The organism is Desulfurispirillum alkaliphilum, from assembly GCF_055378285.1.
On the sequence record NZ_AP042405.1, the window covers coordinates 438,612 to 463,357 of the forward strand.

Here is a 24,746-nt window from a genome sequence, read left to right on the forward strand (position 1 = left end):
GACGCCCCCGCCAATAGCCTTTATATTTCCCACTGAGATTCTATTTGCCACCTTTGCACCCATAACGAAAAAAAATCAGGTGTACACCATGAACAATAAAGTCATTATTCTGCTGTGGTCTGTTTCCCTGCTGCTCTTGATCAGCCTCACCCTCTACAACAGCCTTGATTTCAACGACACGGAAATCATCGCGATCGACAGCAGCAGGGTCATAGATTCCGATTCCATAACCACCCAGCCGGAAGTCTTCCGCGTGGCAGTGTCCTCCATGATCTCTCCCCTGGAAACGCTGCGGGGCTACGGCCCCTTGCTGGATCACCTGGAAGAGAAACTCGGCCGTAAAATCAAACTGGTGCAGCGACGCACCTACCAGGAAGTCAATGATCTGATTGAAGCGGGAAAAGTCGATATCGGCTTTATCTGCACCCTGGCCTATGTCAAGGCCTCTGAGCTTGGCGCCCGCCTGGTGGCGGCCCCCCAGGTAAACGGCCATGCGTCCTATCAGGCCTATGTCATCACCCGCAAGGACAGCGAAATTCACTCCCTGGAACAGCTCAAGGGCAAGCGCTTTGCCTTTACCGATCCTATCTCCTTTTCCGGTCACCTGGCACTGCGGGGCGAGCTGCTGAAGATCAATGAAACACCGGAAAACTACTTTTCCAGCACGTTCTTTACCTACAGCCATGATAACTCCCTGCGCGCCGTCCATGACGGCATCGTCGATGGAGCCACCATGGACAGCCTGGTGTTTTATTCCACTGCCCTCATCTATCCCGAGCTGACAGAAAATCTACAGGTCGTTCATGTTTCGCCCATGGTAGGCAGCCCACCGGTGGTGGCGCGACCGGGACTGAGTGATGAAGAGTTTGAGCTGATCCGCCGCATATTCCTCTATATGCACAACGAACCAACCGGACGTGACGCCCTGGATATCCTGTACATTGATCGCTTTGTCATGGGGGACGACACTCATTACAACTACATTCGCCAGCTCAGACGCGAACTGGAGCTCACCGCTCATGCTGACTAAAACCTGGGATATCTTCACCTGGCTCTCCGACCGCCTGAACATGGAAGCCAAGGTTCTGTGTATCACCGTGGGGTTTATCCTCTTCCTCGGCGTTGGAGTTACCTTCGAGATGCGCACCATCGTCAGCAACCTGATGCAGGATGAACTGGAAAAGCAGGGTATGTCCATTGCCAGCGACCTCTCCGCCCGCAGCGCTGATCTGCTGCTGACCAGTAACATCTTCGCCCTCCATCAGCTACTGCGCAATACACTCCAGAACAACTCCAACGTGGAGTATGCTTTTGTCCTCGATAACCAGGGTCAGGTCGTTGCCCACACCTTCAGGGACGGTTTCCCCATAGATCTGCTGGGTATTCATGACGATGCCGTACGACGCAAGGAATTACCCGGCAAGGCCCTGGTCCGCATTGAGGACCAGATTATCCACGATTTTTCCAGCCGCATCAGCACCGGCAATATCGGCACCGCCCGGGTTGGCCTGCACGAGCGCAATATCCAGGCCTCCATCCGCAAGGTCGTCATCACCATAACCCAGACCACCCTGCTGATGTCGGTTGTGGGTATTTTCGCTGCCAGTATTCTCACAAGCCTGCTCCACCAGCCCATCAACCTGCTGGTGGAGGCAACAAGGCGCATGTCTCGCGGCAATTACCGGCAGAGGGTCGAGGTGCAGACGAAAGATCAGATTGGCACTCTGGCCCAGGCGTTTAACGAGCTGGGCGTTACCCTGCACAATAAGGAGCAGGAAAATGATACCCTCTGGGCTGAGTTGAAGAAGAAAGAAGAGGTGCTGCGCACGCTCCTGAAAACGGTAATTACCGCCCAGGAAACAGAGCGCAAGCGCATCAGCCGTGAGCTCCATGACGAAACCGGTCAGGTGCTCAGTTCGCTGATGCTGCATCTGCAATCCATGAAGGATCGACCCATCACGGGGGAGATGCAGGAGGAGATGGAGAATATCCGCTCGCTGATTGCCCGCACCATTCATGAAGTGAAGCGTATCTCCCGTCAACTGCGCCCGAGCATACTGGATGATATGGGGCTCTTTTCCGCCCTGAATCACCTGTGTGAAGAATATCAATCCAATGGCTCTTTCGATGTGGATATGGTCGTGTATGGACAGAACACCGGAAAGCGGCTGCTGGCAGAATTGGAAATTGCTCTCTACCGCATTGTTCAGGAGTCCCTGACCAACATTTCCAAACACGCCCAGGCCCGCAATGTCAGTATCATCTTCACCCTGACACCCGATCAACTGTATCTTGTCATAGAAGACGATGGAAAAGGCTTCGATGTGGAGCAGCACTTCAGCAGCGATGCCTACAAAGAGCACCTGGGCCTGCACGGCATGCAGGAGCGCGTCGAAATTATCGGCGGTACCCTGCAGATAGAGTCGAGCCGGGAAACCGGAACCACCATATACGTGAATGTCCCATTGCAGTTTGCCACTGAGGAGAAACCTGATGATAAAAATACTGATCGTTGATGACCATATTGTCCTGCGCAGCGGGCTTGCCATGCTGCTGGGCGCCCAGGATGACATGGAGATCGTCGCTGAAGCCGCTACCGCTGCCGAAGCCATGGAAATTCTCAAGAGCAGCAAACCCGATGTCATCATTCTGGACATCAACCTGCCCGACAAAAACGGCATGGAGCTGGCCGAAGACATCCTGCGCAAACACGGTCTGGTGAAAATTCTCTTCCTCACCATGCACGATGAGCCTGAGTACGTAGGGCGCGTGCTGCATATTGGCGCCGCCGGCTATATCCTGAAGAATGCGGCGGACACTGAGCTCATCAATGCCATCCGGGCCGTCAAGCGGGGCGAGTTTGTCCTGCAGCGAGGGCTGATGGAAAATATCGCCCGCCAGAAAAGCCGGAAGCTCTCGGGCCACACGATTGAGGCAGCACCGCCCAAAGCGTCCCTCAGTAAGCGCGAGACAGAGGTACTCCAGCTCATCGCCCTGGGTTACACCCAGCAGGAGGTGGCTGATCAGCTTGGAATCAGCATCAAGACCATCGAGACCCACAAGGCCAATATCATGGAGTCTCTGGGAACCAAAAAACGGTCAGAACTGGTACGGTACGCCCTGGCACACGGGCTGATTACCGGACACCAGCATAAGGAGCTCTCATGACCCGCCCTCTTCTTTCTGCACTGCTTGCCCTGACCCTGTTCCCGCTCTTCGCCTGCAGTGAGCAGCTTCCTGACAACAACAACCTGGGGAAATATCTTGAAACCTTTGATTACCATGAGCGCCGAGCCATGAAGATCGACTCCTTCGAGAGCCTCCTTCTCCTTGAGGAAGGCCGTGCGCAGCTCCTTGACATAAGGTTTCACGAGGAGCACGCCATGTACTCCATTTCCTTCGCCAAGCATATTCCCCTCAATGAGCTCCCCCAGAGGCTCGACGAGCTGGACCGCGACAAACTTGTCATCACCATGTGCCCCATTTACGACCGGGCAGCCATAGCCAGGCTTTACCTGGTCCTCAACGGCTTTGAGGCGCGTTACCTGACCGATGGGATGCTGGGCATGATGAAGACGCTCCGAGGAGATACCGCCAGGGAGTATTATGAAGTATTGCGCCTGAACCGAGAGCCCCAGCCTGAGTGAGGGTGCGTCTGTGTCACTTGCGAACGCCGATGCCCAGGCAACAAGGCATCGGCTTTTCGTGTCACACCAGCAGCTTCTTGATATCCGCCGGACTCAACAGTTTTCCCGTCGACTTCAGCTCACCATCGATAGCAACGCCGGGGGTCATCATGACGCCCATCTTGACGATTTCATTGATGTCAGTGATCTTTTCCAGCTCATAATCGGCACCACTTTCCTCAATGGCCTTCTGGGCGTTCGCGGTGAGTTGTCGGCATTTGGCGCAGCCGGTACCGAGAATCTGCAGTTTTTTCATCCTATCCTCCCGAAAGTCAGAATATATACCCATACATCATGCCACTGAGTGTGGCCATGAGCACCACCAGCACCACGAACACCATGGTCTTGTAGGCTCCCAGAATACTTCTGATAACCAGCATATTGGGCAGGGATAATGCTGGGCCGGCCAGCAGCAGGGCCAGAGCTGGCCCCTTGTGCATGCCACTGCCCATCAGCCCTTGTAAGATGGGGATTTCCGTCAGGGTGGCAAAGTACATGAAAGCCCCAGCCACGGCTGCCAGAAAATTTGCCTGGAAGGAGTTATCGCCCACCACGCTGGTTATCCAGTGGGAGGGGATCAGAGCTTCCTGCCCGGGGCGCCCCAGCAGAGCTCCGGCAATGAGGATGCCGAAAAAGAGCAGGGGCATGATCTGTTTGGTAAAATCCCAGGCAGTCTGTATCCAGGTACCCATCTCCCCTTCCTGGCGGCTGAGAAACCACGAAAGAGCAACCACCACCACGGTAAAGGGTACCAGGGGCACATGGGGAAAAAGGGCAAAGGCGAGGGCTCCCAGGAGGGCAATCATGGCCAGGTACTGCCAGCGAAAACCAAACCAGCGAACCATGACGATGCCGAGCAATATAGCCAGTGCCGTGGTGATGAGCCACTTCAACGAGAAAATAAGGGCTGTCATGCCCGTGCCCGAAGCGGGCTCTGTCCAGTTGGCGAAGATCAGTATGCCCACCATGGCGCCAAAGAAGAGGGCGCTCTGCCCCAGGGGGCGACTTGCTTCGGCTTCAGGTAACTGGGCCTGAATGGCCTTTTTTTTCTGCTCTTCCCTGTGGAAAATAACATGCATACACAAGCCGATAAGAACACTGAATCCGATGGCGCCCACGGCACGGGCCACACCCATCTCAAAACCCAATACCCGGGTGGTGAGCACAATGGCCATAACATTTATGGCCGGACTGGCATAGAGAAAGGCCGTGGCAGGCCCCAGCCCGGCTCCCATGCGATAGATACCTGCAAAAAGGGGCAGTACCGTACAGGAGCATACTGCCAGCAGGGTTCCCGCAACCGAGGCCACTGAGTAGGAGAGCCACTTGCTGGCCTGGGCACCAAAGAATTTGAGAATGGCCCCCTGATTGAGAAAAGCCGCCAGGGCTCCCGCAATAAAAAACGCCGGGATCAGACAGAGAATAACGTGTTCCTGGGCATACCAGCGAAGCAGATACAGGGACTCCCAGAGAGCATTTTCCAGACGCTGTCCCTGCTGCATCCACTCCAGGGGGAGTGTGACGATGACCAGAAAACTGGCCACGATCAGCAACAGGGGTTTCCACTCCTCTTTCCAGGACACCATATTGATTCCCTTTCATATTCCGGGGTACTTCACCGAATGCTCCTTCTTGAACTCACCTGCCTCTATCCGTCGTGCCAGCTCCCGCACCTTGGCTTCGATGGTGCGGGCCGTCTGCACAAACACTTCATCACTCTGCCCCGTCGGATCATCCAGCCCCCAGTCCTCCCGGTGTTTGCAGGGCAGCATGGGGCAGTCCACATTACAGCCCATGGTGATGACAATATCCAGCTCAGGGATATCGCCGAGCAGCTTGGAGCGCTGGGTTCTGGCCATATCCACGCCATAGAGTTCACGGATAATACGCACGGCATCGGCATTGATTGCCGGTTTCACATGGGTTCCGGCGGAATAGGATTCAAAGACATCGGCTGCCAGCAGCGTACCCAGGGCCTCCGCCATCTGGGAGCGACAGGAGTTGTGCACACAGATAAAGCCAACACGTGGTTTCATGGCGTTTCTCCGAAGAATTTACGTTTGAAATAGAGGCTCACGTGCACCAGCCCGATCAGCACCGGTACCTCCACCAGCGGCCCGATGACCGTGGCAAAGGCGATGGGTGAGCCGATACCGAAAACGGCGATGGCTACGGCGATGGCCAGTTCAAAGTTGTTACCGGAGGCGGTGAAGGCCAGGGAAGTGGTGCGGGGATAGTCGGCCCCCAGCTTCATGGCCATAAAGAAGCTGATGAGAAACATGAAGGCGAAGTACAGCATCAGGGGAAGGGCAATCCACATCACGTCCAGGGGACGCTGCAGGATCTGCTGCCCCTGAGTGCTGAACATGACCACGATGGTGAAGAGCAGGGCCACCAGGGTGATGGGGGAAATGGTCGGGATAAATTTCTTCTCGTACCACTCTTCTCCTTTGGCTGGCACCAGCAGTACCCGGCTGAGGATACCGGCAGCAAAGGGAATACCCAGGTAGATCATGACGCTGACAAAGATATCCCTGATGCTCACATCCACCACCATGCCCTCCAGACCGAACAGGGGCGGCAGCACGGTGACGAAAATCCAGGCGTAGAGGCTGAAGGTGACGATCTGGAAGAGGCTGTTAATGGCCACCAGCCCGGCGGCGTATTCGCTGCTGCCACGGGCCAGCTGGTTCCACACCAGCACCATGGCGATGCAGCGGGCAATGCCCACCAGAATCAGCCCCACCATGTAATACCCCCAGCGCGGGTCGGGGCCCAGCACGGCCGGAGCGAGAAATCCAAAGAAACCCACCGCCAGCGCAAACATCAGCAGCGGCCCCGCCACCCAGTTCTGGAAGAATGACAGACCCAGGACGCGATAGTCGGCAAAGACCTTGGGCATAAGGCCATACTTCACCTTGGCCAGAGGCGGATACATCATCAGGATCAAGCCGACCGCAATCAGCAGGTTGGTGTGTTCCCCCACCGTCAGAGCTTCATTAAAAGCGGCAATACCAGCGGGAAAGAGGGAGCCAAGCCCCACTCCCACCGCCATGGCCAGAAAAATCCACAGGGTCAGATAGCGATCGAGAAAGGTCATGCGGTGGCTGACGCGGGGTTGCGCCGGACAGTTCTTCATTGGTAAGTTCCTTGTGTTGCGTGGGGTGCTTTGGTTGAGGGTTCAGGCTGTTCGCAGCACTTGCGGCGCGCCTCCTGGGCACGGAACAGCTCTGCGCGATCGCACTGCACAATCCTGCGCAGCTTCTGCCGGTCAGCCTCAATCAGCGGAGAATCATGAGTGCTCCCCTGGAGCCAGTGGTGAAGGAGCGAAGGAAAAGACTCTGATATGGCATAATACATCCAGCGCCCGTCGCGCCGACTGCGCACCAGATTGGCCTCCTGCAGAATAGCCATGTGCCGGGAAACAGTGGCGGCGGCCAGGTCCAGCATTTCAATCAGCTGGCAGGCGCACAGCTCATCATGGGAGCTCAGCGCCAGGATAACGCGCATGCGACTGGCGTCGGAAAGCGCTTTGAGGGTGTCCAGGGTTTGTTCCACAGGGGCTCCTTGATATTTCGCTATTTGACGAAACGTATACGCCCATCACCGGGAACTGTCAAGGAAAGAGACAGAGGCTATTTCAACATATTCCTGATTACTGCTATAGTGTCTCCAGACAGCTGAAATTTCACAGGAGGCACACATCATGGCACCTATCACGATCCACCGCGCCGAAACACGGGGCACTGCCGACCATGGCTGGCTCCTGAGCAGGCATACCTTCAGCTTTGCCGACTACCACGATCCTGAGCGCATGGGCTTTGGCCTGCTGCGTGTGATCAACGATGATATCGTGGCTCCGGGCAAGGGTTTTGACACCCACCCCCACCGTAATATGGAAATCATTTCCATCCCGCTGCAAGGGGCCCTCCGCCACGCCGACAGCATGGGCCACAATACGGTAATACCAGCCGGAGAGATTCAGCTGATGTCAGCGGGCAGCGGCGTTTCCCACTCCGAGTACAACGCCTCTGACCACGAGAGCGTCGCTTTCCTGCAAATCTGGGTCTATCCGGCCACCAAGAATACAGAGCCACGCTACTTCCAGAAGGCCTTTGACCCCGCCCGCCGCCATAACCGCTTTCAACTGCTGGTTTCACCCGATGGCCGCGAAGAATCCCTGGTGATCAACCAGCAGGCCTGGTTCTCCATGATCGACCTGCAGGCCAATACATCGGCGATCTACCATCTGCACGGGAAACATTCCGGGCTGTACCTGTTTGTGCTGGAGGGAAATGTCAAAGCCCACGGCGAAGCTCTGGCGAAGCGTGATGGAATGGGTATCAGCGCCGAGTCCACGGTGATGCTGCAGGCATCCAGTGCCACCAGGATTCTGTGCATGGAAGTTCCCATGGAGGCTCTGGAAGCCTAGCAGCTCGGAATAGCGCACAGTCAGGCAATTGAAAAAAATGCTCAGGCGCAAGGCGCTGGCGGAGCGAAGAAAGCGCCCGTCGCCGTGCTTCACGACGGCGGGCAACGCCGCAGATGAGGGTTTTTCTGCAACCTCTCAGCGCTGTGGCTCCTGTACCCCGTCTTCCACCCGCCTGGCGGGATGAAAGGCAAAACGGTAGAAGGTGTGATCGGAAACCCGGCTGAGCAGGCGCATGATCAGGTAGACCGCCACCAGAGAAAAGAGCAGCCTTCCCCAGAAAAGCCCGGAAAAATGACCACCAATAAGCATCATCAGCAGAGTGTCCTCAATCAGGCTGTGAGTCAGACCCATGAGGGTCAGGGAAGCAAAGATATCCCGGTGGGGAATATTCCCTGACTGGGCTTCACGGATGATCAACCCCCCGCCGTAGGCCAGCCCCAGCATCATGCCCACCAGGGTGATGTTGGTGGCCTCCGGCCCGATACCCATTCGCCCCAATAGTGGGCGCAGCGCCCACTTCAGGAATTCATTGACCCCAAGACGCTCCAGGATTTTCAGCACCAGCAGCAACGCAAAGATAATCACGAAGATGATCAGCAGCTTCTGCACTTCTCCCAGCGCCCACTGCACCAGGGTGGGATTCTCATAGGGCGGACGCCACAGCAGCACCGCCTCCTGCTGCAGCCAGCCTCCCAGTCGGTAGGTGTGGTACAGGACGGCCCCCAGCACAAATGCCCCCACCATGCGCACGCCAAAAGCCACTCCCACCCGCATGCCAGCCTTGCGTGCCACCGCCAGCTCGATGGGGAAGTTATGGGCCACCAGCATCATGGTGGCAATCACCGTCACCTGGGCTACCGTCAGCTGCTCCGACGCGAAAATAGCCGCAAAGGCCACCATGCCACCGTAGATATTGGTGAATATGGCCGTAGCCAGCACAATGCCCATGCTGCCCGGCAATCCAGCCAACGACATCAGGGGAGCCAGCACCGAGCCGATCACGGCAATCAGGCCCAGCTCCTCCAGGATCTTGATGATGATCACAATGGGAATCAGAATACGAAAGAGCACCATACTGATGCGAATGGTGTCCTTGAAGATATTCGCTATGCCTCTGGCAAGCAGGGAAAAGGCAACGGGATAGTGGTGAGTCATTCTGGCACCGATTTCCTTCACGGTATTTTGGACTCCCCTTATACTCCAGTCAGTGGAAAAAACAAGAGCCACGGCATTGGCTCCTCCTCGGAAGTACCTCAATACAAGCAGGCAATTGAAAACCTCCAGGTGCAAGGCGCCCACAGAGCGAGAATTGCAACGTACTCCCCGTACGTTGCAATGACAAGCAACACCACAGATGGAGAATTTTCAGCTGCCTGCTTCTATGCGAAAATCTGGCTGGAGCCTTTTCCAATGGGCAATGAGCTGAGCTTTGTGCTCCTGATTCATGGGTAAATCGCTGAGCGCATCGGGCCAGAGTGATCGCGCCTTTTCCATGGTATCTTCCAGATGAAGCCTGATGGCTTTCCATGGAATATCCGCTTTTCCGGCCCATGCTTCGAAGTGGGTAGAATCAACATCATACCACTGCCTGGTCTTACCCAGATTCAAGGCAAACTGGCTTTCGTCGGGAATGTAGACGCTGGTGGTCACCATATCGTAGGCAGGGGAGAGTTCAGGAGTGACCGTATCGGCGTACAGCAGGCTCCAGTTTTTCAGGTGCGCATCGCCATTGGCCAGCAGAATATTCACCAGCAGCCTGCGGGCAAACTGCTGCGCATTCCCAAGCCCATCGCCCGTGTACTGATAGAGCACCTTGCCGATCTGCTCATAGTTGGCAGAGCCATACTTTTCATGGGGATACTTCACCAGAACCTGGGCAAAGTCCTCCATGTGGATGCGCTGCCCGTCATGACGATCGAAGCGGCGAATGGCGAAGGCAAAGCGTTCAGCGGGCAGGTTGATCTGGGGCAGGGTATCCAGTTTTTCAAGGGGCACCAGGGCGATATCGGGAATATTCACCCCAGCGTGCTTCGCCAGGGTCATGGCGGTATACTCATTCAGAGGGACGTCCCGGTGCCGCGTGGAGGGTGTTTTGAGAATCCAGTCACCCAGGCCTCCGCTGTGGGCAAGCCGGTAGCGACCATCCTTTTCCTGCATGGAAAACTTCATCTGCACACCGGCGAGGGAGAAGTGCCCCTGCCTCAGCGGTGACGCCAGGGAAATTGGAGCCGCGTTCTGGTAATTGCCAAGGACATGGGCGGGAATCTGATCCGGCTCCAGGGCAGTAGCGACCAGGGCACCGGGAAGGTCCTGCCCCAGGCTGGCAAAAAGCTCAAATTCATTATCCACATGAATTTTCAGCGCCTGAGCCAAAAGCTCACGCAGTGCCCCTTCCGGCAGTAAATTGGACAGTATGGGATGAAGCCGCTGGTTGCGCACCCAGGGCTCACCGATCAGTTTATCAGCACCGGGAAAATCCCTATGGATGGTCAAGCTGAGGGTAGGGCGATGAGGGTTCTTGCGAAATCCTTCATCGAATACCAGCGCGTTTCGCCCTCCCTGGGAACCAACGAGATGCCCAACCAAGTAACCATGGAGATGCAACTGGAGGACGCGCACCTGCTCTGCCGCTTTCATTCTTCATCCTCCAGCAGGCCCTTCCAGGGATTTTCTCCACCGGACACTTCTGCCTGGGCGGATGGAGAATCTCCAGGCTCTGCACCACCTTCAAGAAGGGCCTTCACAGCTGAGAGTTTTTCCTGGGGAATCAGCATCAGCTCAAGCTTCAGCCCCTTGGCGAGCAGCTCAAGATTATCGAGACGCGGATTCCCCTTTGACTCCAACCGCTGGTATTGCTGGCGTGACATGCCGACACGCAGCATCATCTGTGCCTGCGTCAGCCCCAGTTCCTTGCGTCGCTGTCTGAGTTGTTCAAGTATTTTGCTCATACCAAGCACCCTGCAATATATACGTTGCTTATGGCCACATAAGGAAGCTTATATATTGCTTTTACTGATAAAGCAACTCATATGCTGCTATAAATACTGGGACGATTATGGAACAAGCAGAAATATGTACGAAATTCCCGGAATGATGCCTTTGCACTCTCTGGAGAATATTCAGCCCTGCCAGCTTCAGATAACTCTGGATGTAGCCCTCAGCCATGCTCCCGGGTCTTCAGGAAGCGGATATCGGGCCACTGTTCCATGACGTAGTCCAGGTTCCACTTGTTGGGGGCCAGGTAGGTGAGGTGATCTTCGGCGTCGTGGAAGAGGTTGGCGCGCAGCTTTTTCTCAAACTCGGTCAGCTGCTTCTTTTCGCCGTCGATCCAGCGGGCGGTGAAGTACTGGGCGGGCTGGTAGATGGCATCCACGTTGTATTCGTTTTTCAGGCGGGCCATGGTGACGTCGAACTGCAGAACGCCCACGGCACCCAGGATAATTTCGTTCCCCATGAGGGGGCGGAAGACCTGCACGGCTCCTTCTTCCGAAAGCTGCAGAAGGCCTTTTTGCAGCTGTTTGGAACGCAGGGGGTCACGCAGCACGACTTTCTGGAAAATTTCGGGGGCGAAGTTGGGGATGCCGGTGAACTGCAGGAGTTCCTTGGCGGTAAAGGTATCGCCGATCTTGATGGTGCCGTGGTTGTGCAGGCCGATGATATCGCCGGGGAAGGCTTCCTCCACGCCGGTGCGGTCCTGGGCCATGAAGATGGTGGCGTTGGAGATGGTCACATCCTTGCCGATGCGGTGGTGGCGCACTTTCATGCCACGGGTGAAGGTGCCGGAGCAGATGCGCAGAAAGGCGATGCGGTCGCGGTGGGCCGGGTCCATGTTGGCCTGGATCTTGAACACAAAGCCGGAGAAGTCCTCTTCGGCGGGTTCAACCATGCGCTGCACGGTCTCGCGAGGTCCGGGGGCCGGGGCCATTTCCACGAAGGCGTCCAGCAGTTCGCGCACGCCGAAGTTATTGATGGCGCTGCCGAAGAAGACGGGGGTCTGGCTGCCCTTGAGGAACTCCTCCCGTTCCAGGGGTGAAGAGGCTTCCAGCAGTTCCAGCTCAGCGCGCAGCTCATCGGCCTGGCTGCCCAGAATTTCATCCAGGCGAGGGTCATTCAGGTCATTGATCAGGATGCCCTTTTCGTCACCGCGCATGGCCTTGCCTGCGGTAAAGAGCTGAATCTGGCGTCGATAGCGGTCGTAGACGCCGCGAAAGCGTTTGCCCATGCCAATGGGCCAGGTCATGGGAACGCACTCCACCTGCAGCTTGTTTTCTATGTCAGCCATGATATCCAGCGGGTCCATGCCTTCGCGGTCCAACTTATTGATAAAGGTGATGATGGGCGTGTTGCGCATGCGGCACACTTCCATGAGCTTTTCGGTCTGGGCCTCCACGCCTTTGGCGCTGTCGATGATCATCATGGCGCTGTCCACGGCGGTCAGCACGCGGTAGGTGTCTTCGGAGAAGTCCTTGTGGCCGGGGGTGTCCAGCAGGTTGACGTCGAAGTCGCGGTAGTGGAACTTCATAACCGATGAAGTCACGGAAATGCCGCGCTCCTTTTCTATGGCCATCCAGTCGCTGGTGGCGTGGCGGTCGGATTTGCGGGATTTGACGGTTCCAGCCATCTGAATGGCACCGCCGAAGAGCAGGAGTTTTTCGGTGAGGGTGGTTTTCCCGGCGTCGGGATGGGAGATGATGCCAAAGGTACGGCGCTTTTGGATTTCAGTGGAAAGGCGTGACACGGTTACTCCTTGGCAGGTTGCCTGATGAAAAGTATTTCCAAAACGGTTATGGTGCAATGCAGTACGCCTGCACCCACTGGCTGCTGCCAGAAAAGTACAGGCGCGAGGTTGAGGTATCAACAATTAAAACGGCTCTCAGCCTTCCTTGCCATAGGAGTCCCACTGGCTGGGCAGTTCGTTGGGATCGACGCCCAGGGCGTCATCTATGGTTTCAATAATGGTGAACATGTCTTTCTTGGCGAGGATTTTCGGCTGACCGGCGCGCTGGCTTTCATCCTGCTGCTCCTGCAGGGTGACCAGATTGGTGAGTGAAGTGGCAATCAGCCCGGGAATATCCTCGATATCGCGATCATGGCGCACGGTGGCCAGGAGTTCGCCGCCATCCATCTGAGGCATTTCCAGGTCCGTAAAGATAAAGTCAACCCGGGTACCGCCCCGCAGCATGTCAAGGGCTTCCACCCCATTGGCGGCAGTGACGACCTGATAACCGATGGTCGTGAACACCCGCTGAGCATAGTTGCGGGAGAAAACGGAGTCATCCACGACCATGATCGTGTGCTCTTCACGCTTGGCAAAGTACATGGGTTCAAAGCGGGAGATATCATATTTGATTTCACTCTGGGAGAGTTCCGCAAAGATGGTTTCAAAGTCCAGCATCATGATCAGGCGGCCTTCGGTGCTGATAATACCGGCAATAAACTCCGACTGGTTGCGGTCGATCTTGTCGGGAACCTTGACATTATCCCAGCTGAGATGGTGGATTTTCTTGATGCTGTGAACCACAAAGCCGTTGAGATTATCGCCAAGGTCCGTCACGATAACCACGTCACCGGGCTTTTCGCTTTCCAGGCCCAGCCAGCCAGGCAGGTCAACCAGGGGAATCAGGTCTTCACGCAGGTGGAAGACACCCAGCACGTTGGTTCCGGATTCAATGATTTTCGTCACCCGTGGACGCTTGATAATCTCCTTGACGCGAATGACGTTTATGGCAAAGGACTTCTCAACCAGGACGCCCTTTTCCTGACTTTGAATAATAAATTCAAGTACTTCCAGGGGGCGCTTGGGAATATGGTCACCACGGTAGTTTTCAGTTCGCTTGGCGTCCGGCATGGGGCGTCCTCCAGTCATGGGTGTTTGTGGGAGTCAATGCGCTGTCGTGTGTGTTCAATATCCTTGTGGATCTGAGCGATCAGGTCCTGTGCGGAGGCAAACTTCACCTCTCCCCGAATGCGTTCCAGGAAAAGCAACTCCAGGGGAAATCCGTACAGGTTTCGTGAAAAATCAAGGATATGGGTTTCCACGGAAACAACTCGACGCTCCACAAAAGTAGGATTATACCCGATATTGGTCAACGCCACAAATGACTTGTTGCCGACCCTGGCCACAGTGGCATAGACCCCAGTGGGGGGCAGAATCTCCTGAATATAGGCGAGATTTGCCGTGGGAAACCCGATCTTCTTGCCGCGCATGTCCCCCTCAACCACGGTGCCCGAGAGGCAATAGGGACGCCCCAGGTACCTGGCCACGGCAGACATGTCGCCATCCTGCACCAGTTGCCGGATCAGCGAAGAGCTGACAATGGTCCCATCCACGCTCACCGGTTCCACTATTTCCACATCAAGCAGCCCCTGTTGCCGCAAATGCCGGAAAAAATGGTGATCACCGGCGCGGTTTCTGCCAAAGGCATAGTCGTAACCGACCACCAGCTTGCGGATACCCAGCTTCTCCAGCAGCACCTGTTCCACAAAGCGCTGCGGTTCAAGGGCAGCAAAATCCATGTCAAAGGGGTGCAGGATCAGGCCGTTCACGCCCAGGGAGCGGATAACCTGGATCTTCTCCTCACGGGAAATAAGGAGTTTGAGGTCACGTCGGCCAAGGACTTTCAGCGGGTGGGGGTCGAAACTCAGACACAGCGCAGGGCTGCCGGTCTCATCGGCACTGGCCAGCAGCCGCTCAAAAACACGACGGTGCCCGAGGTGCACTCCGTCAAAATTCCCGATGGTGAGCACCGGGCACTGATAACGCCCCGGCGGTACCTGATCAATGCTTGTGTAAACTTCCATGATCAGCGGCTGCGTATTACCCAGGCATTCATGATTCCCGGAACACGGTTCAGACGAGTAAGCAGTTCTGCGGATACGGCCACTCCGGTATTCACAACACCAAGCGCTGTCTCTCCACGGGGGTGACGGTTCAGGGCAAAGTGGGAAATATTGATACCGGCCTCACCCAGCAGCGTTGCCACCTCTCCAATCAAACCATTGCGATCCTGATTTTTGAAGATCAGCATGGGCGCTTCGGGGTTGAAGTCCACATCGTATTCGTCAAGGCGGATAACCCGTGCCATGGCGTTTTCAAATACGGTACCCACAATGGAACGGGTGGAGTTCTCTGTCTTGACGATGATTTCCACGCTGGAAAGATAGTCGCGACTCTGGGAGATCTTCTTCTCTTCTATGGCGACACCGCGCTCCCGCATGATATAGGGTGCGGAAATATAACTGACGCCCTCCTGCATCTTCGGCTCCAGAATTCCCTTGAGGGCTGCGACAGAAAAGGGCATCAGGTTCAGTGGCACGTCAAAGGAGCGGGGGCCGAACTCACGATCAAAGAGGCTGCCGCGATACACAATGGAGCACTCCTCAATGGCTTCGCCGATCATGCTGCCGAGTACCTTGCCCATTTTTTCCGCCAGCTCGAAGTAGACGCGGAAGTCATCGGCCAGCTTGGTGAGTACCGAGGGAATATTCACCGCGCCTTCATAATCTCTGTCCTTCAGCACGTTGATCACCTGCTGAGCCACCATGACCGCCACGTTGATCTGGCTGGCATCGGTATTCGCTCCCAGGTGGGGGGTGACGATCACATTATCAAGTCCCAACAGAATATTATCCGTGGCGGGTTCCTTATCAAATACATCCACAGCCGCAGCACGCAGTTTGCCGGACTTCAGGGCATCGTGGAGATCCTTTTCATTGATCAATCCGCCCCGGGCCACATTGACCACAATAGCGCCATCGGGCAGAAGCTCCAGCTCACGCTTGCCGATCATGCCAAGCGTCTCGGGCGTTCGGGGAGTATGCAGGGTGATAACATCCACCGTCCGCAGCAGTTCATCAAGACTGCCCAACAGCTTCACACCCAGCGCCTCAGCCTTGTCCTTGAGGATATAGGGATCATAGGCGTAAACATCCATCTCAAAGCCACGGGCGCGGCGCGCAACCTGGCTGCCAATGCGACCAAGACCGATAACTCCAAGCTTTCGCTTGTAGAGCTCAAATCCCATGAAGCTTTTACGATCCCATTTGCCTCCAACCAGGGTGTTATGGGCCTTGGGAATCATGCGGCACGCTGCCAGCAGCATGGCCATGGTGTGTTCCGTGGCCGCCAGAGTGTTTCCGGTTGGCGTATTCAGTACCACAATACCCTTCTTGGAAGCGGCTTCCACATCAACATTATCCAGCCCAACCCCTGCTCGACCCACTACGCGCAAGCGTCCCGATGTATGGTCAAGCAGCTCCTGGTCCACGGTGGTCATGCTGCGCGTCACCAGACCATCGTAATTGGCGATAATGGCGTAAAGCTCCTCGCGGGTCAGCTTGGTCTTCACGTCAACATGGATGCCCGGCTCCTGTTCCAGCAGCTCGATACCCTTTTCAGATATATCATCAGATACCAGTACGTTGAATTGCTGTTCCAATGTGGTACTCCTGAGTAATAGTGACGTTCGCAGAGAACGAAAAAAGGCATTGCACCCGTAAAAAGTACAATGCCCGCTTCTCGTTTACAAGAGGCGATTATTCAGCTGCAGAAGTTTCCTGCTCGCCTTGCCCTTGGTTGACTTGCAGCTCAGTGGTGTCTGCACCTTCCACCAGCTCGATGATCGCCATGGGAGCATTGTCCCCGGCGCGATATCCCGTCTTGTAGATTCGCGTATAGCCACCAGCACGCTCGTTGAAGCGCGGAGCCACTTCATGGAAAAGCGTTCCGACAACATTCTTGTTGGGAACACGGCTCAGCACGACGCGACGCGCGTGAAGATCGCCTTTTTTTCCAAGTGTGATAAGCTTTTCCACATAAGGACGAATCGCCTTGGCGCGAGCCAGGGTGGTCTCAATGCGACCATGGAGAATCAGGCTGGAGGCCAGATTTCTCATCATCGCCTTGCGGTGCGAACTGTTACGCCCGAGTTTTTTGTAACCGTTATTGTGACGCATGATTAACCTCGTGTACTTTCTTCGGTTTCTTCCACGGTTTCATCGTCACTGTCCTGCTCATCACCAGACTCAGCGGCGACAACCGGTTGATAACCCAGGGCATCAAGATCCATTCCCAGGGTCAGGTTCATCTCTTTGAGGATTTCCTTGATTTCCAGCAACGACTTTTTGCCGAAATTCTTGGTTTTCAGCAGCTCGTTCTCAGAGCGCGCTACCAGGTCGGCAATCGTGCGGATATCGATATTGTTCAGGCAGTTGTAGGATCGGACACTCAGCTCCAGCTCCTCAACGGATTTGCTCAGAAGCGCAAACAGCTCCTCGCTGCCATCTTCAACGCTTTCCAGTGCCACCGGCTCTTCCACATCTTCAAAGTTAATAAAGATGGCCAGCTGATCCTTGATGATCTTGGCGGCAAAGGCCACTGCATCCTCAGGCTTCACGCTGCCGTCAGTCCACACCTCGAGAATGAGCTTATCGAAGTTTGTGTCCTGAACAACCCGCGCCTGCTCGACCGTGTAATTCACCTTGACCACCGGATTGAACAGGGAGTCCACCGGGATCATGTCAATCACATCGTCCGCTTTCTTGTTCTCTTCAGCCAAACGGTACGCCCGTCCGATGTCAACGCGCAGCTCCATGTTGAGCTCCGCATCTTCACGGCCCAGGGTGGCAATCACACAATCGCTGTTGAGCACCTTCACATCAGGTGGGCACTCAAGGGATGCCGCGGTGACGGGGCCAACAGAGCTGGCCTTCAGGGTCAGCACCTTTTCGCCGGGACTCAACAGTTTGAAGCGCAGCTGTTTCACGTTCAGGATGATATCCGTCACATCTTCCACCACACCAGAAACCGTAGAAAACTCATGCAGGACGTTATCAATGCGAATGGCCGTTACCGCCGCCCCTTCAAGGCTGGAGAGCAGTACACGGCGCAGCGCGTTGCCTAGAGTTATTCCGAAACCGCGCTCAAGGGGTTCCGCAATAAACTTCCCGTATGAATCCGTCGCAGTTTTGGTATCACATACCAAGGCTCTTGGGCGTATGACTTCATTCCAGTTCATCATCATAATATATCAGGCCCCACTCGCTGTTGTGTTCGTTGTGATTACCTACTGTACAGTTCGACAATCAGGTTTTCTGTCACAGGCTCTGTGACATCTTCGCGTACAGGCAGCTGCTTGACTTTGCCGGTAAGCTTTTCCGCATCAAACTCCAGCCACTGGGGAACAGTACGGCTGGGACCTGCTTCAACGCTTCCTCTGACCACATCAAGATTGGCAGACTTTTCACGCAGCGAAATCACGTCACCAGCACGCAGCTGGATAGAGGGAATATTGGCTTTCTTGCCGTTGAGCAGAAAGTGACCGTGTGTGATCAGCTGGCGGGACTGGGAGCGGCTGACGCCGAGGCCAAGACGATACACCACGTTATCGAAACGCAGCTCCAGCAGGGTCAGCAGATTGCTGCCGGTAACACCCTTCATGCGAACCGCTTTGTCAAAGGTACGGCGGAATTGTGTTTCCAGCAGACCGTAGGTGCGGCGAACCTTTTGCTTTTCGCGCAGCTGAATGGCGTAGTCACTGGGCTTTCCGCGGCGTTGACCATGGCTGCCCGGCGCGTAGGCGCGTCGCTCAAATGCACATTTGCTGGTTTCGCAACGCAGCCCCTTCAGATAGAGTTTTTGATTTTCCCGTCGGCACATGCGGCAGACTGGGCCAGTATATCGAGCCAATGCTTCCCCCTTACACTCTTCTACGTTTCGGTGGCCTGCAGCCATTATGCGGAATAGGTGTCACGTCCTTGATGGACAGGATCCTCAAACCAGCAGCCTGCAGTGCGCGGATGGATGACTCACGGCCGGATCCCGGTCCGCGTACTTCCACTTCAACTTCTTTCATTCCATGGTCAACAGCTGCCTTGGCTGCCACGTCTGCAGCAACCTGGGCGGCAAAGGGTGTGGACTTCTTGGAGCCCTTGAAGCCCTGGGAGCCAGCGCTGTTCCAGGAAACCGCATTCCCCTGAGGGTCGGTTATGGTGATCAGGGTATTGTTGAAAGAAGCTTTTATGTGTACTACACCCTTGGGTACATTTTTCTTTTCCCTTTTACGGGTCCGAGGCTTCGCCATAAAGCGTACTCCTTACTTTTTCTTGCCCACAGTCCGCTTGGGACCTTTGCGGGTACGTGAGTTGTTCTTGGTGTTCTGTCCTCTGACAGGCAGGCCTGAACGGTGACGCAAGCCACGGTAACAACCCAGATCCTTCAGGCGCTTGATATCAAGGGAGACATTCTTGCGCAGATCACCTTCGACATCGTACTCTTCGAGGGCCTTACGCAGGGTATTCACTTCATCTTCAGACAGCTCGCCGACCTTCTTGTCCATGTCGATGGACACATTGGCCAGAATCTGGCGGGAACGGGAACGTCCAACACCGTATATATACGTCAATCCAATCTCAACACGTTTGTTTTTTGGTAAATCAACACCAGCAACTCGCGCCATGCTACCTCCAGCTTATCCTTGCCGTTGTTTATGTCGGGGATTATCACAGATAATCCTCACGATGCCTTTGCGTTTAATGACCTTACACTTATCACACAAAGGCTTCACACTTGCCTTAACCTTCATGGCATCCCACTCCTATACTACTTAAAACGATACGTAATTCTCCCACGGGTCAGATCATAGGGAGAGAGCTCTATAGTCACTTTGTCGCCAGGAAGAATCTTGATAAAGTGCATTCGCATCTTACCAGAGATATGGGCCAGTACCCGATGCCCGTTTTCCAGTTCAACCCGGAACATCGCATTGGGCAGCGGTTCCACAACCGTGCCTTCAACCTCTATCGCACCTTCCTTCGCCATCAACATCCTCTATTGCTCACAGGTAATTCCTCCGCGCGACTGTCATTGTCGCTAAAGCGCTCCACAAAAGGAGCTTCGCTATTATCGCCACGCCAAAACGGCACCAGAAACAAAACGTTCTATATGTACACTATTCAAATGCCATATGCAAGTCTATTTTCCAATGGCGGTTAGGATAGCGCTGAAGATGTGTTCCACATCGCCTGTCGCACGGATGGTACGCAGAAGATTATGGCCGCCATAGTAACCGATCAGCGGCTCCGTCTGACTCTGGAAGACCTGCATGCGTTTACGCACCGTCTCTTCGCGGTCATCGTCCCGCTGCACGACATGGCCTCCACACTGATCGCATATTCCCTCCACCCGGGAAGGAGCAGCGACTACATGGTAGGTCGCACCGCAACCGGAACAGACGCGGCGACCAGCCAGGCGACTCACCAGTTCCGTTTCAGAAACTTCAAGGTTCAGGACGTGGTCGATACGCACGCTGAATGCATTCTTCAGCATCTCGTCCAAGGCCTGCGCCTGAACAACCGTGCGGGGAAAACCATCAAGGATGAATCCGTTTGCCGCATCATCCAGGGCTAGGCGATCGCGCACGATTCCGATGATCACATCATCGGGCACCAGTTCACCTTTATCCATGAACGACTTGGCAAGTACACCCAACTCACTGCCCGCAGCTACCGCAGCGCGCAGAATATCCCCTGTCGAGATAACGGGAATCGCGAGCTTGTCTGCCAGGCGAGGGCCCTGAGTGCCCTTGCCTGATCCCGGCGCTCCCAAAAGAATCAGTCGCATTATCTGCCTCCCGATCTGTTGGTGAGGAAGCCGTCATAGCTGCGTGAGAGCAGATGGGCTTCTATTTGATTCATGGTGTCCATGCCGACGCTGACCACGATCAGCAGTGCCGTTCCACCGAAATAAAAGGGCACGCTGAGGTATTTGATCAGGAAAGTTGGACTCACTGCCACGAGAGTCAGGTAAAGTGATCCGCCAAAGGTCAGACGCGAAAGCACATTATCCAGGTACATGGAAGTTTCTGCACCCGGGCGGATTGAGGGTATGTACCCGCCATTCTTGCGCAGGTTCTCGGCAACATCCTTGGTATTAAAGATAATCGCCGTATAGAAGTAGCAGAAGAAGATAATGAAGGCCGCCAGCAGTCCGGTATAGAGCCAGCCTCCCGGAGAGAACAGCTGCATGAACATTTCCACGTTGGGCGTCCGCTCCAGCATGTCGCCAAACGTCAGGGGAAAAGCGATGATACTGGAAGCAAAGATAACCGGGATAACACCAGCGGTGTTGACCTTCAGGGGGATGTAGGTGTTTTTGCCACCCACAACCTTCCCGGAGACCATACGCTTGGCATAGGCCACGGGTATTTTACGCTGACCACGCTCGATGAATACGATGGCGGCAGTCATGAACAGTGCCGCAAATACCAGCCCAAGGGCCAGGAATATGCTCATCTCGCCGGACTGCAGAAGCGTGTAGGACTGTACGATAGCGCCTGGGATAGCCGCCACAATACCAGCGAATATCAGCAGGGAAATCCCGTTTCCAACACCACGTTCAGTCACCTGCTCACCCAGCCACATCAGGAAGGTGGTTCCCGCAGCCAGGGAGATCGCCGTCATCAGCTGGAAGCTGAAGCCTCCATACATGACGATGGGCATGCCGCTGGGAGAGGTCATGGCCTCCAGTCCAATTCCTATGCCATAGCCCTGTACAAATGCCAGAACCACGGTGGCATAGCGGGTATACTCGGTGATTTTCTTCTGACCATCGGGTTCCTTCTTGAGTTTCTCAAGGGCTGGAACCACTACCGTCATCAGCTGCAGCACAATGGAGGCGCTGATATAGGGGATAACTCCCAGGGCAAAGAGGGTCACCCTCCCGAGCGCGCCACCACTGAACATGTCGAAAAACGTCAGGAGGGCACTGCTTTGGGCTGAGAAAAACTCAGACAGCGCCTGGGGGTCAATCCCCGGTAAGGGGATATGAGCACCCAGACGGTACACTGCCAGGACTCCCAGCGTAAACAGTACCTTCTTGCGCAGGTCGGGCAGCGTGAAAATGTGCTTGAATGCTCCCAGCACTACACAACCTCGGCCTGACCGCCTTTAGCCTCGATGGCTTCACGGGCGGATTTGCTGAATTTCACGGCCTTGACGACCAGTTTCTTCTCCAGTTCGCCATTCCCCAGAACTTTAATGCCATCAAGGGAGCTTTTCACCACTCCGGTCTTGCACAGCAGGTCCAGGTCAACAACGGTGCCCTCATCAAAGGAATTCAGCTGTGAAAGATTCACAATGGCATATTCCTTGCCACAGGGGTTTTTGAAGCCGCGCTTGGGCAGGCGACGATACAGAGGCATCTGACCACCCTCAAAACCAACGGCAACCTTACCACCACTGCGGGACTTCTGTCCCTTATGGCCCTTGCCGGCGGTCTTGCCCCAGCCACTACCGGGGCCGCGACCGATGCGCTTGCGATTTTTTCTTGAGCCGGGAGCCGGCTGCAGGTCATGCAAACCCATGCTTATATCTCCACTTCTTCCACTTTGATCAGGTGCTGAACCTTGCGGATCTGCCCTGCCATGGTTGGCACATTTTCCACGATACTGGAGCTGCCGATTTTGCCCAGTCCCAGGGACTTGACAACCCGGCGCTGCTTTTCAGGACGTCCGATGACACTACGCACCAGAGTCACTTTGACTTTTGCTGCCATGTTTACCCCCTGAGTTGTTCCACCGGGATACCCCGCATCTCAGCCACTTCTTCCGGTGACTTGAGGTTGCGCAGTCCCTCGATGGTGGCCTTGGCCATATTCTGTGGGTTGTTGCTGCCGAGGCTCTTGCTGAGGATATTGGTAACACCGGCTACTTCCAGCACAGCGCGCACCGCAGACCCGGCGATAATACCCGTACCTTCGGAGGCGGGCTTCAGGAGAACCTGGCCGCCGCCGAATTTACCGATAATTTCGCAGGGGATAGTGCCCTTGCGCAGGGGAACCGTAACCATATTCTTCTTCGCCTTCTCAATTCCCTTGCGAATAGCTTCGGGAACCTCACGGGCCTTGCCTTTTGCCACGCCAACACTGCCATTACCGTCACCGACAACAACCAGTGCTGTAAAGCTGAACCTTCTTCCGCCTTTTACCACTTTGGCCACGCGGCCAATGTGTATGATCTTATCCTGAAGCTCAGGTTGCTCAGAACGAATTTCGTCTCGCAAATTATCCTCCCTTGCCTGCCGTTAAAACTTCAGGCCGTTTTCCCTTGCAGCTTCGGCAAGGGCCTGAACGCGACCATGATAGATAAATCCGCCCCTGTCAAACACCACTGATTCGATGTTCTGCTCCTTGGCCTTGCGGGCCAGAAGAGCACCCACCTGCTTGGCGGCCTCAATGTTGCCACCGTTCTGCAGTGACTCCAGCTCTTTTGACAAAGAGCTGGCTGCGGCGAGGGTGATACCCTGAGCGTCATCGATAATCTGGGCGTATATGTGGGAGTTGCTACGGAACACCGCCAGGCGAGGCCGCTGGGTCGAACCCTGGACCTTCTTGCGCACCCTGCGATGGCGAGCCTGTCTGCGGATGACTGTATTACTGGTCTTTGCCATCTTTCACTACTCCTTGCGCTTACTTCTTCTTACCGGACTTGCCGGCTTTCATGCGAATGCGCTCGCCAGCGTAGCGAACACCTTTGCCCTTGTAGGGCTCGGGCTTACGGAAGAATCGGATCTCCGCTGCGGCCTGACCTACAAGCTGTTTATCGGCACCAAGAATATGAATCTTGTTCTGACCCTCGACTTCGATTTTCAGTCCGCTGGGTGTCGGGTAGACAACCGGGTGGCTGAAACCGAGGCTCAGTTCAAGGTTATTGCCCTTGAGGGCCGCACGGTAACCAACACCGACCAGTTCAAGGCTCTTCTTGAACCCAGTGCCTACTCCCACCACCATGTTGTTCACCAGGGTGCGGGTCAGGCCGTGCAGGCTGCGGTTTTCCTTGGAGTCGTCAGGGCGCACGACGCGCACGACGTTCCCTTCCATTTCCAGCTTCATATTGGGATGAACCTTACAGGTAAGTTCGCCCTGGGGTCCCTTGGCTTTGACCACACTCTCTTCAATGGTGAGGGTCACATTCGCCGGTACTTCGATTGGTTTATTGCCTATTCGAGACACAGCCCCTCCTTACCATACATAGGCGAGAAGTTCCCCGCCCACTTTTTGTTTGCGCGCCAGACGATCCACGATAACGCCACTGGACGTGGATACGATGGCTATACCCAGGCCGTTGAAAACCTTGGGAATCTCTTCACTCTTCACATACACTCTGCGTCCCGGACGGGATACACGCTTCAGACCGCTGATAACGCGATCTCCACTTGGAGTGTACTTCAGGCTGATTCGAATCACATCGAACTTGCCCTTCTTCATAACATTGTAACCGCGGATAAAACCCTCTTCCTTCAGCAGCTTCACAACGTGAAGCTTGAGCTTGGACAGGGGAACATCCACTTTATCGTGCTTTTCCTGGTTGGCGTTGCGTATCCTGGTAAGCATATCTGCAATTGGATCCGATGTCAGGTACATGCCTTGTTCTCCTTCTTACCAGCTTGACTTGGTTACCCCAGGCAATCGGCCCTCGCCTGCGAGTTTGCGGAAACATACACGGCAAATACGGAACTTTCTGATGTAAGCCCGAGGTCTGCCACATATTTCGCATCGGTTATATTGTTGAACGGCGAACTTGGGCTTGCGCTTCGCTTTCGCTATCATGGACTTTTTCGCCACAATTTCCTCC

General features: G+C 55.2%; 33 protein-coding genes. 5 read left to right on the forward strand and 28 right to left on the reverse strand.

Annotated elements, in window-relative coordinates:
- Positions 1-88: 88 nt before the first annotated feature.
- Genes ACZ46I_RS02110 through ACZ46I_RS02125 form a run of 4 tightly spaced genes read left to right on the forward strand, consistent with a single transcriptional unit; the run spans position 89 to position 3,647 of the window.
- Complete coding sequence (locus ACZ46I_RS02110; protein WP_464281278.1) at positions 89-1,030, forward strand: substrate-binding domain-containing protein; 942 nt, start codon at positions 89-91, stop codon at positions 1,028-1,030.
- On the forward strand, positions 1,020-2,516 hold the full coding sequence (locus ACZ46I_RS02115) for a HAMP domain-containing sensor histidine kinase (protein ID WP_464281279.1): 1,497 nt from the start codon (positions 1,020-1,022) through the stop codon (positions 2,514-2,516). The genes ACZ46I_RS02110 and ACZ46I_RS02115 overlap by 11 nt, the downstream gene beginning before the upstream one ends.
- A complete protein-coding gene (locus tag ACZ46I_RS02120) occupies positions 2,494-3,168 on the forward strand; it encodes a response regulator transcription factor (protein ID WP_013505020.1) in 675 nt (224 codons plus the stop codon). The genes ACZ46I_RS02115 and ACZ46I_RS02120 overlap by 23 nt, the downstream gene beginning before the upstream one ends.
- Positions 3,165-3,647 (forward strand): rhodanese-like domain-containing protein, encoded by a 483-nt coding sequence (locus ACZ46I_RS02125; protein ID WP_013505019.1) that lies wholly within the window; start codon positions 3,165-3,167, stop codon positions 3,645-3,647. Before ACZ46I_RS02120 ends, ACZ46I_RS02125 begins: the two co-directional genes overlap by 4 nt.
- A 61-nt stretch (positions 3,648-3,708) precedes the next feature.
- Here ACZ46I_RS02125 and ACZ46I_RS02130 read toward each other — a convergent pair whose 3' ends face one another.
- From ACZ46I_RS02130 to ACZ46I_RS02150, 5 genes are read right to left on the reverse strand one after another with little or no spacing between them, the layout of a single operon-like run.
- Positions 3,709-3,942 carry a thioredoxin family protein gene (locus ACZ46I_RS02130; RefSeq protein ID WP_013505018.1) on the reverse strand — a complete coding sequence of 78 codons (234 nt, stop codon included), beginning with the start codon at positions 3,940-3,942 and terminating at the stop codon, positions 3,709-3,711.
- Positions 3,943-3,958: 16 nt separating this feature from the next.
- Positions 3,959-5,272: a permease gene (locus tag ACZ46I_RS02135; protein WP_464281280.1), complete on the reverse strand. Its 1,314-nt coding sequence runs from the start codon at positions 5,270-5,272 to the stop codon at positions 3,959-3,961.
- Between the two features lie 12 nt (positions 5,273-5,284).
- Positions 5,285-5,722: an arsenate reductase ArsC gene (locus ACZ46I_RS02140; RefSeq protein WP_464281281.1), complete on the reverse strand. Its 438-nt coding sequence runs from the start codon at positions 5,720-5,722 to the stop codon at positions 5,285-5,287.
- A complete protein-coding gene (gene arsB / locus ACZ46I_RS02145; protein WP_464281282.1) occupies positions 5,719-6,825 on the reverse strand; it encodes an ACR3 family arsenite efflux transporter in 1,107 nt (368 codons plus the stop codon). Before arsB ends, ACZ46I_RS02140 begins: the two co-directional genes overlap by 4 nt.
- Entirely contained in the window at positions 6,822-7,244 is a 423-nt protein-coding gene (locus ACZ46I_RS02150) for an ArsR/SmtB family transcription factor (protein ID WP_464281283.1), read from the reverse strand. The genes arsB and ACZ46I_RS02150 overlap by 4 nt, the downstream gene beginning before the upstream one ends.
- 148 nt (positions 7,245-7,392) lie before the next feature.
- Between ACZ46I_RS02150 and ACZ46I_RS02155 the strand changes: the two genes are divergently transcribed.
- Entirely contained in the window at positions 7,393-8,118 is a 726-nt protein-coding gene (locus ACZ46I_RS02155) for a pirin family protein (RefSeq protein WP_226508476.1), read from the forward strand.
- A 135-nt stretch (positions 8,119-8,253) separates the two neighbouring features.
- Here the strand turns inward: ACZ46I_RS02155 and ACZ46I_RS02160 are convergent, their stop codons facing one another.
- The 23 genes from ACZ46I_RS02160 to ACZ46I_RS02270 all read right to left on the reverse strand — a co-directional run bounded on the left by ACZ46I_RS02160 (position 8,254) and on the right by ACZ46I_RS02270 (position 24,736).
- Positions 8,254-9,294: a nucleoside recognition domain-containing protein gene (locus tag ACZ46I_RS02160; protein WP_464281284.1), complete on the reverse strand. Its 1,041-nt coding sequence runs from the start codon at positions 9,292-9,294 to the stop codon at positions 8,254-8,256.
- Positions 9,295-9,483: 189 nt separating this feature from the next.
- Positions 9,484-10,755, reverse strand: coding sequence for a type II toxin-antitoxin system HipA family toxin (locus tag ACZ46I_RS02165; protein WP_464281285.1), 1,272 nt, complete (start codon positions 10,753-10,755; stop codon positions 9,484-9,486).
- A complete protein-coding gene (locus ACZ46I_RS02170) occupies positions 10,752-11,066 on the reverse strand; it encodes a helix-turn-helix transcriptional regulator (RefSeq protein WP_013505010.1) in 315 nt (104 codons plus the stop codon). Before ACZ46I_RS02170 ends, ACZ46I_RS02165 begins: the two co-directional genes overlap by 4 nt.
- Positions 11,067-11,275: 209 nt before the next feature.
- Positions 11,276-12,856 (reverse strand): peptide chain release factor 3, encoded by a 1,581-nt coding sequence (locus ACZ46I_RS02175; protein WP_464281286.1) that lies wholly within the window; start codon positions 12,854-12,856, stop codon positions 11,276-11,278.
- A gap of 135 nt (positions 12,857-12,991) precedes the next feature.
- On the reverse strand, positions 12,992-13,966 hold the full coding sequence (locus ACZ46I_RS02180; RefSeq protein ID WP_013505008.1) for a chemotaxis protein CheV: 975 nt from the start codon (positions 13,964-13,966) through the stop codon (positions 12,992-12,994).
- Positions 13,967-13,980: 14 nt separating this feature from the next.
- Entirely contained in the window at positions 13,981-14,919 is a 939-nt protein-coding gene (locus ACZ46I_RS02185) for a bifunctional riboflavin kinase/FAD synthetase (RefSeq protein ID WP_013505007.1), read from the reverse strand.
- 2 nt (positions 14,920-14,921) lie between these two features.
- Positions 14,922-16,556: a phosphoglycerate dehydrogenase gene (serA, locus tag ACZ46I_RS02190; RefSeq protein WP_013505006.1), complete on the reverse strand. Its 1,635-nt coding sequence runs from the start codon at positions 16,554-16,556 to the stop codon at positions 14,922-14,924.
- Positions 16,557-16,653: 97 nt separating this feature from the next.
- Positions 16,654-17,073, reverse strand: a complete 420-nt coding sequence (rplQ, locus tag ACZ46I_RS02195) for a 50S ribosomal protein L17 (RefSeq protein WP_013505005.1) — start codon at positions 17,071-17,073, stop codon at positions 16,654-16,656.
- A 2-nt stretch (positions 17,074-17,075) separates the two neighbouring features.
- Positions 17,076-18,140, reverse strand: coding sequence for a DNA-directed RNA polymerase subunit alpha (locus ACZ46I_RS02200; RefSeq protein ID WP_013505004.1), 1,065 nt, complete (start codon positions 18,138-18,140; stop codon positions 17,076-17,078).
- 38 nt (positions 18,141-18,178) lie between these two features.
- Entirely contained in the window at positions 18,179-18,805 is a 627-nt protein-coding gene (gene rpsD, locus ACZ46I_RS02205; RefSeq protein WP_013505003.1) for a 30S ribosomal protein S4, read from the reverse strand.
- 10 nt (positions 18,806-18,815) lie between these two features.
- Complete coding sequence (gene rpsK / locus ACZ46I_RS02210) at positions 18,816-19,199, reverse strand: 30S ribosomal protein S11 (RefSeq protein ID WP_013505002.1); 384 nt, start codon at positions 19,197-19,199, stop codon at positions 18,816-18,818.
- Positions 19,200-19,211: 12 nt separating this feature from the next.
- On the reverse strand, positions 19,212-19,574 hold the full coding sequence (gene rpsM, locus ACZ46I_RS02215) for a 30S ribosomal protein S13 (protein WP_013505001.1): 363 nt from the start codon (positions 19,572-19,574) through the stop codon (positions 19,212-19,214).
- Between the two features lie 12 nt (positions 19,575-19,586).
- Positions 19,587-19,700 carry a 50S ribosomal protein L36 gene (rpmJ, locus tag ACZ46I_RS02220; protein ID WP_013505000.1) on the reverse strand — a complete coding sequence of 38 codons (114 nt, stop codon included), beginning with the start codon at positions 19,698-19,700 and terminating at the stop codon, positions 19,587-19,589.
- A gap of 17 nt (positions 19,701-19,717) precedes the next feature.
- Positions 19,718-19,936, reverse strand: a complete 219-nt coding sequence (gene infA, locus ACZ46I_RS02225) for a translation initiation factor IF-1 (RefSeq protein ID WP_013504999.1) — start codon at positions 19,934-19,936, stop codon at positions 19,718-19,720.
- A 153-nt stretch (positions 19,937-20,089) separates the two neighbouring features.
- On the reverse strand, positions 20,090-20,737 hold the full coding sequence (locus ACZ46I_RS02230; protein WP_013504998.1) for an adenylate kinase: 648 nt from the start codon (positions 20,735-20,737) through the stop codon (positions 20,090-20,092).
- Complete coding sequence (gene secY / locus ACZ46I_RS02235; protein ID WP_226508472.1) at positions 20,737-22,038, reverse strand: preprotein translocase subunit SecY; 1,302 nt, start codon at positions 22,036-22,038, stop codon at positions 20,737-20,739. Before secY ends, ACZ46I_RS02230 begins: the two co-directional genes overlap by 1 nt.
- Positions 22,038-22,478 (reverse strand): 50S ribosomal protein L15, encoded by a 441-nt coding sequence (rplO, locus tag ACZ46I_RS02240; RefSeq protein ID WP_013504996.1) that lies wholly within the window; start codon positions 22,476-22,478, stop codon positions 22,038-22,040. Before rplO ends, secY begins: the two co-directional genes overlap by 1 nt.
- Positions 22,479-22,480: 2 nt before the next feature.
- Positions 22,481-22,669, reverse strand: coding sequence for a 50S ribosomal protein L30 (gene rpmD, locus ACZ46I_RS02245; RefSeq protein ID WP_013504995.1), 189 nt, complete (start codon positions 22,667-22,669; stop codon positions 22,481-22,483).
- 2 nt (positions 22,670-22,671) lie between these two features.
- On the reverse strand, positions 22,672-23,175 hold the full coding sequence (gene rpsE, locus ACZ46I_RS02250; protein ID WP_013504994.1) for a 30S ribosomal protein S5: 504 nt from the start codon (positions 23,173-23,175) through the stop codon (positions 22,672-22,674).
- A gap of 21 nt (positions 23,176-23,196) precedes the next feature.
- The gene (gene rplR / locus ACZ46I_RS02255; RefSeq protein WP_013504993.1) at positions 23,197-23,562 is read right to left on the reverse strand and encodes a 50S ribosomal protein L18; all 366 of its coding nucleotides are present in this window, start codon (positions 23,560-23,562) and stop codon (positions 23,197-23,199) included.
- Positions 23,563-23,581: 19 nt separating this feature from the next.
- Entirely contained in the window at positions 23,582-24,124 is a 543-nt protein-coding gene (gene rplF, locus ACZ46I_RS02260) for a 50S ribosomal protein L6 (protein ID WP_013504992.1), read from the reverse strand.
- 9 nt (positions 24,125-24,133) lie between these two features.
- The gene (gene rpsH / locus ACZ46I_RS02265) at positions 24,134-24,535 is read right to left on the reverse strand and encodes a 30S ribosomal protein S8 (RefSeq protein WP_013504991.1); all 402 of its coding nucleotides are present in this window, start codon (positions 24,533-24,535) and stop codon (positions 24,134-24,136) included.
- Positions 24,536-24,550: 15 nt separating this feature from the next.
- Entirely contained in the window at positions 24,551-24,736 is a 186-nt protein-coding gene (locus tag ACZ46I_RS02270) for a type Z 30S ribosomal protein S14 (protein WP_013504990.1), read from the reverse strand.
- Positions 24,737-24,746 lie beyond the last annotated feature (10 nt).